This window comes from Empedobacter brevis NBRC 14943 = ATCC 43319 (genome assembly GCF_000382425.1).
GTDB lineage: Bacteria > Bacteroidota > Bacteroidia > Flavobacteriales > Weeksellaceae > Empedobacter > Empedobacter brevis.
Map to the genome: position 1 here is coordinate 1 of NZ_KB908298.1, position 14112 is coordinate 14112.

Sequence of the window (14112 nt, forward strand, 5' to 3'; positions counted from 1 at the left end):
GATCCTGATGGAATGGTAGCTACTCCGCCAGATGATTACCAATTATTAAAGAATGGCAAAGTAGAGTTGATTAGAGAGACTGAAGATAACACTGATACTTTGTATGCTTCTAATACTGATGGTTCTGTAAACGAAAATAAAAGTATTACAGTTAATAAAGGCACTTTGGACAACATTGAAAATACAACTTTTTTTGATCCAACCTTGGGAGAAAATGGAAAAAATGTTCCAATACAAATAATGGATGCTAGCTCTTCCACTAATTCTCAAGGATTATTTGAATTCATGGCTAATAATTCTACATCAGAATTTTCAATCACAAATTTTGAGAACGGTAAAATATTGATAGGAACAAGTTTTGAATATGATGCAGAAAGTAGTCTAAATATCTCGTGGCCAAAAAATGGGAATATTGTTTCACATGACCATTCACACCCATCTTGGGAAGAACCATCAGGTGCTGACTCAGTTTTTGCAAACACAATAAAAGAAGCACAACCAAATACAGACCCTATTTTTAGAATTTTTACTGTTCCTACAAAACAGTATAAAACCTATGATGAATCAGGAATACAATTACAAGGGGCTACGATTATAATACCAAAAAGAAAAAAACAACAATGAGGAACTTGATACTAATAATTACAACAATGTATTTTTTGTTCAGCACAAGTGTGTTTGGGCAAAGGCATGAAGAAAATTTTACTGCCGAAATTGTTATATTAGAAAATGAGAATCTAAAAAAAGTTATTGATTCAATTGACTTAAAAAATTATTATTTGAAAGATGGACAAACTTGGTATCTCGATTTTAGAAAAGCTAATGAAATTAAGTTAGCTAGTTTTAGAAAATCAAAGTTATTTCAGTCCAATACGGATGTTTACTTAACCATAATTGATGATAATATTTTGTTCATTCTTTCAAAGAGAAATCATATTATACCTATAAAAAAAACAGGTTTAAAAGTTGATTTAAATAGGTTTAAATTTCTTGATTTGACAACAGAACTTTCAAGCTATTGGATTTTAAAAGAAGTTAATGGAAAAATAGAAATTGTAAGTAAATCAATATATGATGGCAAGCGGTAATGTACCCCCCTGCTAATTCATTACAGGAGATTTTGGAAATGTAAAAATTGGGATTGGAATAAGAAGTACTTCAGGGTCCGCTAATTATAAGTATCGTTATAATGGAAAAGAGTTACAGGAGGAGTTAGGGCTTGGGTTGTACGATTATGGAGCTAGAAATTACGAACCTGCTCTAGGACGATGGTTCAACATTGATCCGCTGGCAGAACAAATGAGACGACACTCGCCTTACAACTACGCATTTAACAATCCTGTTTTCTTTATTGATCCTGATGGGATGTGGCCTTGGCCTGTAACTGTTAGAAGCTTTATTTCTGCTACATCAATTTCTTTTCTTGGAGATAAATATTATGGTGACGGAAGAAATCCATCTACAGCTAAAGGAAGTGTAAATAATGGTACTACTTCAAGAGTAAATTATGGTTTCACGTATGATGGTGGTAATAGAACTATAAGTCAAAACTTTTTTTATGGTAGTCAATCTGTTAGATATGGTCGTGAGGTAAATTCTATAGCACAAGATATTCCATCAACATCAACAACAAATACAGTAAAAATAGCAACTCCAGAATTGACAAAATCTGATTTATTTAATTCAAAATATGGAGATAGTTATTCTTTCGGATATACTTCAAAGGATCCTATAACACCACAAAGTCTCACTCCTGCATTAGATTTAGAATCTTTCTTAACTTTTAATGAAAATAAGGAAAAAGGAACTTTAACAATTAATGGAAGTTTTAAAGGAGATGGATTCCCATCTACCGAAGCATTTATTTCTGATCAGAGTGGGGTATCGTTATTTTTAGGTGCACATAAAGAAAAAGGCTCAGTATTTACATTATTTGGAGATGCTAATAAAAATATATTTAACGTTAATATGACTATAAAATTTGATAATGATGGAAATTTCACAGGTGTACAACAAGGAAAGAAAACTTATTCAGTCGAAGAATGGAATAAAAAAATTCAGAGTAGTTTTGGTAATTAAATTAATTTTATTTCTTATTCTATTTTCATTGTTAAATTCTTGTATTGAAAATAAAGAAATTTTTATTATTCCTGAAAACTTTCAAGGTGAAGTAATTGTATTTTACAAAACTTCTACAGACTATAAAGATTTCGATCAAAGTTTTAACAAAATTACTTATAATGTCCCTAGTAGTGGTATTATTTCTGTTCCTTTTGATGTGTCTAAAATCACTTCTTTAGAATGGAGAGACTCTAAAGGAAGGCACATAAATTTTTATAATAATGAAGAACTAAGTAATCAAAATATTAATATCACTGATGTAAGAAGGGGATATATTTTCTTAGATAGTGGTCAAGTAAAATATTTATCATTCTATGTTGGGAAAAAGGATTTCATAAATAATTTTGATACGATTAATCCAGAAGAATATATAAAAAATAAATACGAACACACCTCGTTTTGATAGATGATTTAGTTTATGATTATGAAAATACCGATAAAAGTAACAAATTACAGAAAGTAACCGATTCGTCGAATACCTTAGGGTTTAATGATGGAAACAAAACAGGGAATGATTACACGTATGATGTCAACGGAAACCTGAAAACAGATTTAAATAAAGGCATCGAAATCGACTACAATCACTTAAATTTACCTACCTTAGTGAAAAAGGGTGCGCAGACAATAGAGTATGCGTACAGTGCAACAGGCGTTAAGCTAAGGAAAATTGTAAAAGCGCAGCAAGGTGTAAATGCCGGATTAACCACTACCACAACCGAGTATTTGGACGGGTTTCAGTACAAAGACGGGGTGTTGCAGTTTTTTCCGACAACAGAAGGGTATGTAAATGCCATAACAGCAGGATCAGTGGCGTATAACTATGTCTACAACCTGACCGATCATTTGGGAAATGTGCGCGTAAGTTATGCATGGGATGATGTCAACAGCAAGTTAAAAACCGTGAACGAAGACCATTATTATCCGTTTGGTTTACAACACAAAGGCTACAATAAACCACCGAAAGACATTGCAGGTGGTGATTTTGGTGAAGTGGAAATTGGCATTGGTATAGGAAGTAATTCAGGGTCCGCTAATTATAGGTATCGTTATAATGGAAAAGAGTTACAGGAGGAACTGGGCTTGAATATATATGACTATGGAGCTAGAAATTACGAACCTGCTCTAGGACGATGGTTCAACATTGATCCGCTGGCGGAGAAAATGAGACGCCATTCTCCTTATAATTATGCGTTTAATAACCCAATTTACTTTATCGATCCTGATGGGATGGCTCCTATGACCGACTATAAACTATTACAAAATGGTAAGATAGAAAGAGTAGATCCTAATGATGGTACTGAAAATGATCCTACTGATACTCTATATGCTTCCAATACTGATGGCTCTATTAATTCTAACAATAAAATTACAGTAAATAAAGGAGTTTTAGATAATACTGAAACTTTCCAATTTGAAGATAGAATATCTGACCCTGATAATAATATACCAACTCGTATAATGGATGCAACTACAGCAGAAAATTCACAAGGTTTATTTGAATTTTTAGTCAACAATTCAAGCTCAGAACATTCGATTGCAAAATTTGAAAACGGTAAAACATTTATAGGCACAAGTTTTAGAGAATTTACAGAGTTAAGTTTAACTCGTACTTTAAATAATAATAATGGAAATTTAATTTCTTGGGATCATTCACATCCAGATAATATAGGTCCATCAGAGGATGATCGAAATATAGCTGGTGTAATATTGAATTCACAACCTAGTACAAGTCCTATTTTTAGAGTCTTTAATAAACCTTCTCAAAAATATTCTATATTTGATAATATTTCTGGAGGAACAGAATTGGAAGGTGTTATTATAAAACCAAAGAAAAAATAAATAACCTATGCTTACTCTAAAAAAAATATCTTTATTCATATTACTTTTCATTAGTTTATTTACTTATTCCCAAAATAAAGAAAATTCATTCTATGCAGAGATTGTAATAATTGAAAATGTAGATCTGATTGAAACAATTAACTCAATAATTAATGAGAATAATTGTATTAATAAAAATGCAGATTTATATCTTGATTATAGAAAAGATAAACACATTATCTTAGGTCAAAGTAATATAAAAAAATATATTAAATCGTTTAAAATAGATAATGTAAAAGTTTACATGACATTTATAGATAACAATCCTTTTTTTATATTTTCTAATAGTAACTCAATATTACAAATAAAAAAAACAGATTATAAAGTGGACTTAACTGAATTTTTGGATTATAACAACTATTCTATTAATGACTTAAGCAATTGGATACTAGAAGATAAAGATGGAGAAATAAAAGTAGTAAAAAAAGTTTTGCGCGGTTGTAAGGAAAGGTAAACGTGGGTGATGCTCTAAATATTTTGTAATCTTACAATTCACAATAAATCAAAAAGGTAGATACTGGTCTACCTTTTGCTAACAAAGTTATAAAAACGTCCTTTTTAGTGAAGTGGAAATTGGCATTGGAATAGGAAGTAATTCTGGTTCCGCGAATTATAAGTATCGTTATAATGGAAAAGAGTTACAAGAGGAACTGAATCTCAATGTTTATGCGTACGGATGGCGTGATTATGACCCTGCGATTGGAAGATTTAATAAGATTGATAGATTTGCGGAGAAATATGCTAGTTTATCTACTTATAGTTATACAGCTAATAACCCTATAATATATGTAGATGTTCAGGGAGATAGTATTAGAGTAAGTAATGCTATTCTTTTTAAACAAGATATGAATACAATTTATGGAAAGGATACAAATTATTTTAATGTAGATAATAATGGAAATGTTAACCTATCGGCAAATGGTATAGTAGCTATAATAAAAGGAGGTGTTAATGGGCTACACGATGATAAAAATGAGTCTTTATCGGGCGTTACACAATTAATTAGCTCTGAAGTTGTAACCAATATTATTTATTCAAATGATGAATTAAAATATAGTAGTGGTAACCTAATTACAGGTACTCTTGGAGATGTAAGTAAAACTGGCATCAGGCCTAGTGATACTGGAGGGGAAGTGACTACAACCGTTGGAGATAATCCTACAAATAAAGAGAATAACATTTATATAAATCCTGCTGGAACTCACACTTTAAAAATTTCAAGCCTAAAAGATAATATTACTATAGCAGATTTAGCTAGCGGAAATACACATAATACTAAAACGTATAATGTACCAAGAGCAAATAACGTGATGCATGGAATAGGCCATGTACTATATCAAGGAGCTCAAGAACAGAATAAAGTTATTAGATTTGATAATGCCAATAGACGATTAAATAATCAACCAATTAATACAGACCCTTCTCAAACTCACCAATAATGAAGTATCTATTTTTAATAATATTTGTATCTATGTCTTCAAAGATATATTCACAATTTTATGATATATCAAATAATGATTCTATCGAAATTATCATTTCAAAAAATAAAGTCATTCAGAATAAAATAAAAATTTTAAATAAAAAAGACTTTTCCATTATAGAAACTTATAAATTAAATATATCATTTTATCCAAAAAGAAATTTAGAAAAAAAGACATTGAAAAAAGTAAAAAATTTCATAAAAGATTATGAAAGAGGAACAGATCAAGAAAAATTGAAATTAAAATATAATGACATTTATAATGACACTGTTTTAATTCCCAAAGAGAATTTAACTTTACTCGAGAAAAAAAAAATATTACCTAAGATAAATATTGTTAAAATAGAATTATATAATAATCAGAATCTCTATAAAGATCTAGATTTATATTGCGTAGATATTTTAAATATACAGAAATGCTCAAATACTATAATTGATTTAAATTCTGTGAAATTTTATAATATAATAAAAAGATAGGATGAGGATGCTACATCAAATAGCTATCCTTCTAATAGTAATCAAGACATTGCAGGTGGCGGTTTTGGTGAAGTGGAAATTGGCATTGGAATAGGAAGTAATTCAGGGTCCGAGAATTATAAGTATCGTTATAATGGAAAAGAGTTACAGGAGGAACTTAATTTAATGGCGCAAGAAACTATGATGCAGCTATTGGAAGGTGGTTTAATGTTGACCCGCTGGCGGAGAAATTTGTAAGTATGTCTCCATATACAGGAATGGGTAACAATCCGATAATTTATATAGACCCTGATGGCAGAGAAATTATAGGAGTTACAAAAGATGATGCGAAGAAAGTACATGACGATTTTAATTTGATTTTTGCAGATTCAAAGTTTAGTGATTTTAGAACTTTGATTACTCGTTCTGGAAAAAAAGGCGATGGCAAGAAGTTCAATAAAATTGATAATGATGTACTTACTAAAGTTCTCGGTAATTTAAGTGGAGATGATTTAGCCTTAGCTACAATTGTTGCAAATACAATTAATTCAGAGGATGTCCATAGTATCGAATATACTTCAAGTGATAAAGATTTAATTTCATCTACAGGTGTGGATTCTTTTTTAGACAACTTGCCAGGATATATAAATATCGGCAAAGAGAAAGAACTTTATGGAGGGATACGTTCATTTACTGTTGTTGGTAGTATTGGAGGTGGTGGAACTGTTAAAACTAAAAAAGGAACACATACAATTATTCAAACAGGAGGAACAGCAACATCAAGAGAAGTTACTACAGGACATGAATTACTAGGGCACGGCAGAACGTTAGGATTAGGCAGAACATCTACCCAACATATTGATGCAGTAAGAACTGAAAATTTAATTCATAGAGTTATGGGAAATCCAAATAGTCAAATTAATGGAACACAGCATGGCCCTTTGACTCCTGTTATTGACCCTAAAGAAATACCTGAATTTCGTTAAATAAGTATTAGTTATGAAAACATTGTTTTTTTTATTAGTCCTATATATTTCCAACTGTTGTTTTGGGCAATCAAAAATGGATTTGGAAAATATAACTAAAATAGATTCTATTGTTTATGCGAATGTAGAAATAAGTAGTAAAAATAGTTATCTAATATACTCTGTAAAAGATAAAATTATAGTTATAGATTCTTGTAAAAGAGAAGTAATTTATTTGAATAGAGAAGAATCTAAACAAGTGTTAGAAATGAAAGAATTATCTCACGAAAACACTGTTAAGTTATTCAAAGTTAAAAACATAAAAAAAAGTAAAAACTATTCAAATAACGATTATGATAACTCTTGCATTGGTTCATATGTTTATTTATCAATAATCAAAAATAAAGAAAAGTACTTTCAATTTAATTTACCTTTCATGCTTTTATGTGATAAAAACAAGATTAGATATCCTTTTGATTATAAAACTTTAAATTTTTTAAATTTATTACTTAATAAACAAGATTAAAATAATATAAATGAAATCTTGGAATGAAGTAGTAGATAAAATCAATAAATACTTAGGTGGAGAATCAGAGAAAAAAGTAACTACTGAAAATTTGAAATAAGCCATGTTTTATATTTATACACTATTAATTCCTCTACTAATAATATTCTTTTTCATTAAATTTTTTAATAAAAAAGACATTATAAACAGTCTTCTTATAATATCTATAATATTATGGTTTTACTTATTTTTAATTTATTTTTTAGGACAAAAAAACATTATAGAAGATAATTGGATTTCTTTCTCAATATTTTTCTTTTTGTTTCCTATTAGTATTATTCTACTTATTATAAAAGTTCTTATATATTTTAAAAAAAATAAATAAAGATGGGTAAAGTAGCTGAATTAAAAGGATTAGATGCTGATAAAAATATGTTCACAGGAGGTGGAGGAATTAAGAAAAATAATACTCAAGGCTTTCTAAATAAAACAATTAAAGGTACTTCTCATAGCAGTATTGATAATGCCATGACTCCATATTTAAAACCTTTGATAAAAAGAACATCTCAAGGTGTTGATCCAATCAAATGGTTTAATAATGCAAACTGGAGTAATTTTAACCAATCTATACTTAAAGATAAAGAAAATGAGAAAGGTACTTCAGGCTCTTAAATACAATAAAATATGAAAAGATTTTTATCTACATTATTAGTTTTTTTTATATGTTTTTTTTACTTATTTATTAAAGTCTCATATAACGGTTCTGAGCCAATATCTTTATATTTTCTCATGTTACAAGATTTAAATATCTCTAATTTAGATTTAAAAAACTATCCAAATAATTTCTCTATTATTCAAATTGAAATTATTTTATGTGTAATTTTTCTTTTATCATCAATTTTTATAAAAAAAAATATTTATACCATTATTATATCTTGTTTAATGTTAATAGTTTGGGGTAAAAATTATTATTTATTCAGAGGCATTATTGATAACTCTATATATATCAAATCCTCTATCCCTTTCCTTTTATTATTGATATTCTTTTACAAGCTCATATTCCTTTTTCTTTACTAAATTATCTATTTTATATTTTTCGTTATCATAGTATAATTTCATACTAATATGATCGTGTTTTTGAAATACAGTATCATAAATACGAATTTTAACAGGATATCCTTTTTTTGTTATTCTTCTCTAGTATCAAGAATTATTTCTGCTGTAATCATAAAAGTATCAAATTAGATTTTGCAATAAATTTGCAATAATAATTACAATTAAGTGTAATATTTTACAATAAAATATATTATAAATTCAAAGTCATAAAAAAACCGCTATAAAGCTACTTACGAAGCAATAAAGCGGTTGTTTATCCAGTGTTATAATTTTTATCTAGTTATTCCCTTTTGCATAGTCTGCCAAGAATTGAGCTAATCCAGAATCTGTTAAAGGATGTTTTAATAATCCCAAAATTGAAGACAAAGGTCCTGTCATAACATCTGCTCCAATTTTAGCACAATTTACGATATGCATTGTGTTGCGCACTGATGCCGCTAAAATTTGAGTTTCGTATAAATAGTTATCATACACTAAACGAATTTCTTCAATTAAGTTTAATCCATCTGTCGAAATATCGTCTAAACGTCCAATGAACGGAGAGACATAAGTTGCTCCTGCTTTTGCAGCTAATAATGCTTGCCCAACAGAGAAAACCAATGTTACATTTGTTCTGATTCCTTTTGTAGAAAAATATTTACATGCTTTTACACCATCTTTTGTCATCGGAATTTTAACCACAATTTGAGGATTTAAAGCAGCCAAAGCTTCACCTTCTTTTACCATTCCTTCAAAATCAGTCGAAATTACTTCTGCAGAAACATCTCCATCCACTAATTCACAAATCGCTTTGTAATGATTAAGAATGTTTTCTTCTCCTGTAATTCCTTCTTTTGCCATTAAAGATGGATTTGTTGTTACTCCATCTAAAATTCCTAAATCTTGCGCTTCTTTAATATCAGCTAAGTTCGCTGTATCGATAAAAAATTTCATTGTTCGTTTGTATTTCGTTTGAGCAAAATTAAGGATTAAATGCTAAAAATCCATTTAATCCTTCAAGATAACATCAAAAATATTTTTAAACTGCTGTATATCCTCCATCTACAAGATAGTAACCTCCTGTCATAAAAGACGCTTTATCAGAACTTAGAAATAAAACTAATTCTGCAACTTCCTCAGGCTGTCCTAAACGACCTATTGGATGCTTCGTTACCAATAATTCTAGATAATCTGCGCTCAAATTATTCGACAACAATGGTGTCATGATATAACCAGGTCCCACAGCATTGCATCGGATATTTTTTGAACCGTACTCTGCTCCAATATTTTTTGTAAGTCCCACAACACCATGTTTCGCAGAAGTATAAGCAGAACTCATAGGAGCCGCTACTGTACCGTGTATTGAGGCCATATTCACAATAGAACCTCCACCATTTTTCTCCATTGCCTGCAATTGATATTTACATCCATAAAAAACACCATTGAAGTTGATATCAATCACTTTTTTCCAACCGTCTAAAGGATAATCTTCTGTCAATTCAGCCGGACCTCCTATTCCGGCATTATTACATGCAATATCCAATTTTCCATACACTTCAACTGCTTTTTTTACCAACGCTTCATTCTCTTCGGGAGATGATGTATCCGCTTTGAAAAAGATGGCTTCTCCTCCATTTTTTTTAATCTGTTCTACAACTTCTTTTCCTCTTTCTTCATCGATATCAGAAACAACAACTTTTGCACCTTCTTTTGCATACAATTCTGCAACAGCTTTACCTATTCCGGAACTTGCTCCTGTCACAATAGCTACCTTATCTTTTAATATTGACATAATGATATGATTTTTAGTTTGATTAAAGTTAGTTATTTAAAATCGGATAAATGAATTCATTTCAAAAACTAACATTATTTTAACTCATTAAACATTATTGCACAAAATCTGTTTCTTTTTTAAGAATTAGTTCTATTAATTAATTTGATAAATTAACGATACAAATTTTCTATATTTGAGACAAATAACTTTTAGATGAAAAATGTATTAGCAGCTTTATTTTTATGTAGCTTATCTACTTTAAATGCACAAGAAACAAGTGATTATAAATACATCAATGTTCCGGAAAAATTTTCAGGTTTTGATCAAAATCAATATCAATTGAATAATCGATTAAAGTTTTTATTAAGACAAAAAAAATATGAAATTTTATCGACCGAAAAATCAGAGTGGCCTCAGGAAGTTGTAGATAATCCTTGTTTGGCACTGAATGCAGATGCCAAAAAAGTTAAAAGTTTTTTGAATAATAAATTAGAAGTCATTTTTACAGATTGTTCACAAAAAGAAATAGCAAAGGTTGAAGGTACTTCAAAAATAAAAGAATTTGACAAGGGATACCAAGAAGCTTTAAAACTTGCTGCAAATCAATTAAAAAATCAAAATGCCAAGGATTTGCCAATGATTCGATTGGAAAAAACTGAAACAACAAATGTTGAGCTTTCTGAATCCAAAGGTTCGGAAATAGCTACTACAAACTTGTTAACTGACGGAACTCAGACATACCAAAAAATTGAACTTCAAGATGGTGGTTTCATGATTATGTCTGAAAACGGTAATCAAGTTATTGCCAAATTCGAAAAAACTTTAAAACCAAATGTTTACAGAGTAAATGTAACAAACGGAAACTCAAATTATTCTTCTACCGGTTATAAGAATGGAAATATCATTTCATATGAAGTTTTAGACAATAATGTCTGGAAAGAAGTAAAATTATCAACGAAGTAAAAAAATCTTTAATGAAAAAGATCGTCACAGGATTATTTTTATTTGCTCTTACATCAATCCAGGCACAGAATGTTTCAGATTTCAAATATGTTATTGTGCCTCAAAAATTTTCTGATTTTTCTAAAGAAGATTATCAATTAAATTCGGAACTGAAAATAGCATTAAGAAAAAAAAATTATGAAATTGTAAACGAAAAATCAATTCCTTTAGAGCTACAAGTCAATCCTTGCTTAGCAACTAAAGCAAATATTGAAAATACAAGTACCGGTTTCCTAAACAAAATAAAAATCACATTTTCTGATTGTAATAATCATGAGATCAATTCCTACGAAGGAATTTCTAAGATTAAAGATTTTGCAAAAGGTTATCAAGAAGCTTTAACATATGCAATGAATCAGGTTAATAATCAAAATGCAAAAGATTTACCTTTAACTAAATCAGACCAAATAATTTCATCTTCTAATAAAGAAGAAATGCCTAAAGACATAATTTCAAAATCAACTACACCTTCAGTAAATTCAACTGCCTACAAATGGAATGGAAAAAGTTATGTGGCAGCTTTTACCACTGACACTGATTTTGTATTAATTGATCAAGAACATTCAAAAGTAATTGCACAATTTTATCCAACTTCTCAACAAAATGTTTACCATGTTACTGTAGTTTCTGAAAATGGAAATTACCAAACCATTGGTTTTTTAAATGGAAATAATATTGTAATTGAATACAAAACAGGTGATAAATCTTGGTCAACGAACACTTATTCAAAGTAAGTTTTTATCTTAAATTTGCACATTAAATAAAAAAACATGCAAGCACCGATTGCTAAAAAAATAGAGCACAAGCTAGAAAAACATGGCGACATTCGCATCGACAATTATTATTGGTTAAATGATCGCGAAAATCAAGAAGTTATCGATTATCTGAAGGAAGAAAATAACTACACAAAATCAATCTTAAAACCAACAGAAGACTTACAAGCCAAGCTTTTTGAGGAAATGAAAGCTCGAATTAAAGAAGATGATTCGTCTGTTCCTTACAAATTGAATGGTTATTGGTACTTAACAGAGTTTCAAAAAGGAAAAGAATATCCTATTCATAAACGTAGAAAAGAAACGTTAGAAAATAATGACGAAATTCTGTTTGATGTAAATATGATGGCCGAAGGTCACTCTTACTATCAATTAGGAGGCATTTCAATGGCTCCCAACAATCAATTGGTTTCCTTTGGTGTAGACAATGTTTCGCGAAGAATTTATACCATTCAAATTAAAGATTTAGTTAACGGAGAAATTCTTGCTGATAAAATAGAAAATACAACAGGTGGGTCCGTTTGGGCTGCTGATAATAAAACTTTGTTCTATACCCGAAAGGATGAAACTTTACGTGCTTATCAAATTTGGAAACATAGATTAGGCACAAAACAAGAAGATGATGTTTTGGTATTTGAAGAAACGGATGACACCTTCAATGCATATGTTTATAAATCAAAGTCAAGAGACTATATCATTATCGGTTCTTCAAGCACTGTTTCAGATGAATACAGGTACATTTCTTCTGATCAACCGGATCAAGAATTTAAAATCTTCCAAAAAAGAGAACGAGATTTAGAATATTCTATTGAACATTTCGGAGATTCATTTTATATACAAACCAATAAAGATGATGCGTTTAATTTCAAATTAATGAAAACTTCTGTTGAAAAAACAGCACAAGAAAATTGGATTGATGTTATTCCTCACCGTGAAGAAACATTCATTGAAGGATTTGAAATTTTTAAAAATTATTTGGTTGTAGAAGAGCGTACAAATGGTTTATTGCAAATGAACATTAAAGCATGGGATCAATCTACCGATTACTATTTACCATTTAACGAAGAAACCTATACCGCAAATGTAGGTACAAATCCGGATTTTGATACGGATATTTTACGTTATGGTTATACTTCTTTGACGACACCATCTTCTGTAATTGACTTCAATATGAACGACAAAACATTTGAAGTTAAAAAAGAGCAAGTTGTTTTAGGAGATTTTGATAAAGAAAATTATATATCCGAGCGAATTTGGGCTGAAGCACGCGACGGAAAAATGGTTCCGATTTCTTTAGTTCGTAGAAAAGATACTCCTCTTTCTGCAAACACTCCTCTTCTATTGTATGCCTACGGTTCTTATGGATACACAATCGAACCTTATTTTAGTTCGGTTCGCCTGAGTCTTTTAGACAGAGGTTTTATTTATGCCATCGCACACATTAGAGGTGGACAATATCTTGGGCGTGAATGGTATGAAGAGGGAAAAATGCTGGAAAAGAAAAATACGTTCTTCGATTACATTGATGCAGCTAAATATCTCGTTCAACAAAATTACACTTCTTCCAAACACCTTTATGCAATGGGTGGATCTGCCGGAGGGTTATTAATGGGAGCTGTCATCAATTATGAACCTGCGTTATTTAACGGAGTGATTGCACAAGTTCCTTTTGTAGATGTTGTCACAACCATGTTAGATGATTCTATTCCATTGACAACCGGAGAATATGACGAATGGGGAAATCCAAATGAAAAAGAATATTATGCATACATGAAATCATATTCACCATATGATAATGTCGAAGCAAAAGCGTATCCAAATCTATATATTTCAACCGGTTTACACGATTCTCAAGTTCAGTATTGGGAACCGGCAAAATGGGTTGCTAAACTAAGAGATTTAAAAACAGATAACAACATTTTACTTTTAGATACAAATATGGATACCGGACACGGAGGTGCTTCCGGACGATTCGAATCATTAAAAGAAGATGCTAAAGAAGATGCTTTCTTGTTTATGCTTGAAGGAATTACAGAATAATTTTTAATAAAGCCAACACAAAT

The 14112-nt window shown here is 30.0% G+C and carries 16 protein-coding genes and 1 pseudogene; 15 read left to right on the top strand and 2 right to left on the bottom strand.

Annotation, left to right across the window (positions count from 1 at the left end; all coding sequences use genetic code 11):
* The 12 genes and pseudogenes from H277_RS19025 to H277_RS0112350 form a co-directional block, all read left to right on the top strand.
* Nucleotides 1-624: JAB-like toxin 1 domain-containing protein (locus tag H277_RS19025; protein WP_033422698.1), on the top strand; the 624-nt coding region annotated here is incomplete at its 5' end.
* Complete coding sequence (locus H277_RS0112295) at nt 621-1088, top strand: hypothetical protein (RefSeq protein ID WP_244874894.1); 468 nt, start codon at nt 621-623, stop codon at nt 1086-1088. The genes H277_RS19025 and H277_RS0112295, both read left to right, overlap by 4 nt.
* A gap of 85 nt (nt 1089-1173) precedes the next feature.
* Nucleotides 1174-1368 (top strand): annotated as a pseudogene (locus H277_RS20505) (RHS repeat domain-containing protein); the annotation flags it as partial.
* A 700-nt stretch (nt 1369-2068) separates the two neighbouring features.
* On the top strand, nt 2069-2524 hold the full coding sequence (locus H277_RS0112305; protein WP_146810838.1) for a hypothetical protein: 456 nt from the start codon (nt 2069-2071) through the stop codon (nt 2522-2524).
* Nucleotides 2521-3960 (top strand): RHS repeat domain-containing protein, encoded by a 1440-nt coding sequence (locus H277_RS0112310; protein ID WP_019975900.1) that lies wholly within the window; start codon nt 2521-2523, stop codon nt 3958-3960. Before H277_RS0112305 ends, H277_RS0112310 begins: the two co-directional genes overlap by 4 nt.
* A gap of 7 nt (nt 3961-3967) precedes the next feature.
* Nucleotides 3968-4453, top strand: coding sequence for a hypothetical protein (locus H277_RS0112315; RefSeq protein ID WP_019975901.1), 486 nt, complete (start codon nt 3968-3970; stop codon nt 4451-4453).
* A gap of 112 nt (nt 4454-4565) precedes the next feature.
* Nucleotides 4566-5438 (top strand): RHS repeat-associated core domain-containing protein, encoded by an 873-nt coding sequence (locus H277_RS0112320; protein WP_019975902.1) that lies wholly within the window; start codon nt 4566-4568, stop codon nt 5436-5438.
* Nucleotides 5438-5956, top strand: coding sequence for a hypothetical protein (locus tag H277_RS0112325; protein ID WP_146810412.1), 519 nt, complete (start codon nt 5438-5440; stop codon nt 5954-5956). Before H277_RS0112320 ends, H277_RS0112325 begins: the two co-directional genes overlap by 1 nt.
* 72 nt (nt 5957-6028) lie before the next feature.
* Nucleotides 6029-6193 (top strand): hypothetical protein, encoded by a 165-nt coding sequence (locus H277_RS20510; RefSeq protein WP_019975904.1) that lies wholly within the window; start codon nt 6029-6031, stop codon nt 6191-6193.
* Nucleotides 6175-6921 (top strand): hypothetical protein, encoded by a 747-nt coding sequence (locus H277_RS0112335; protein WP_244874897.1) that lies wholly within the window; start codon nt 6175-6177, stop codon nt 6919-6921. The genes H277_RS20510 and H277_RS0112335 overlap by 19 nt, the downstream gene beginning before the upstream one ends.
* 76 nt (nt 6922-6997) lie before the next feature.
* The gene (locus H277_RS0112340; protein WP_019975906.1) at nt 6998-7426 is read left to right on the top strand and encodes a hypothetical protein; all 429 of its coding nucleotides are present in this window, start codon (nt 6998-7000) and stop codon (nt 7424-7426) included.
* Between the two features lie 366 nt (nt 7427-7792).
* Complete coding sequence (locus H277_RS0112350) at nt 7793-8077, top strand: hypothetical protein (protein WP_019975908.1); 285 nt, start codon at nt 7793-7795, stop codon at nt 8075-8077.
* Between the two features lie 720 nt (nt 8078-8797).
* Here H277_RS0112350 and fsa read toward each other — a convergent pair.
* Together fsa and H277_RS0112360 are read right to left on the bottom strand one after the other, a co-directional pair.
* The gene (gene fsa / locus H277_RS0112355) at nt 8798-9454 is read right to left on the bottom strand and encodes a fructose-6-phosphate aldolase (protein ID WP_019975909.1); all 657 of its coding nucleotides are present in this window, start codon (nt 9452-9454) and stop codon (nt 8798-8800) included.
* A gap of 85 nt (nt 9455-9539) precedes the next feature.
* On the bottom strand, nt 9540-10292 hold the full coding sequence (locus tag H277_RS0112360) for an SDR family NAD(P)-dependent oxidoreductase (protein WP_019975910.1): 753 nt from the start codon (nt 10290-10292) through the stop codon (nt 9540-9542).
* A gap of 195 nt (nt 10293-10487) precedes the next feature.
* Here H277_RS0112360 and H277_RS19770 point away from each other — a divergent pair, with 195 nt between their 5' ends.
* From H277_RS19770 to H277_RS0112375, 3 genes are read left to right on the top strand one after another with little or no spacing between them, the layout of a single operon-like run.
* On the top strand, nt 10488-11237 hold the full coding sequence (locus tag H277_RS19770; protein ID WP_019975911.1) for a hypothetical protein: 750 nt from the start codon (nt 10488-10490) through the stop codon (nt 11235-11237).
* Nucleotides 11238-11248: 11 nt separating this feature from the next.
* Nucleotides 11249-12010: a hypothetical protein gene (locus tag H277_RS19775; protein ID WP_019975912.1), complete on the top strand. Its 762-nt coding sequence runs from the start codon at nt 11249-11251 to the stop codon at nt 12008-12010.
* 36 nt (nt 12011-12046) lie between these two features.
* Nucleotides 12047-14089 carry a S9 family peptidase gene (locus tag H277_RS0112375; RefSeq protein ID WP_019975913.1) on the top strand — a complete coding sequence of 681 codons (2043 nt, stop codon included), beginning with the start codon at nt 12047-12049 and terminating at the stop codon, nt 14087-14089.
* Nucleotides 14090-14112: the final 23 nt, after the last annotated feature.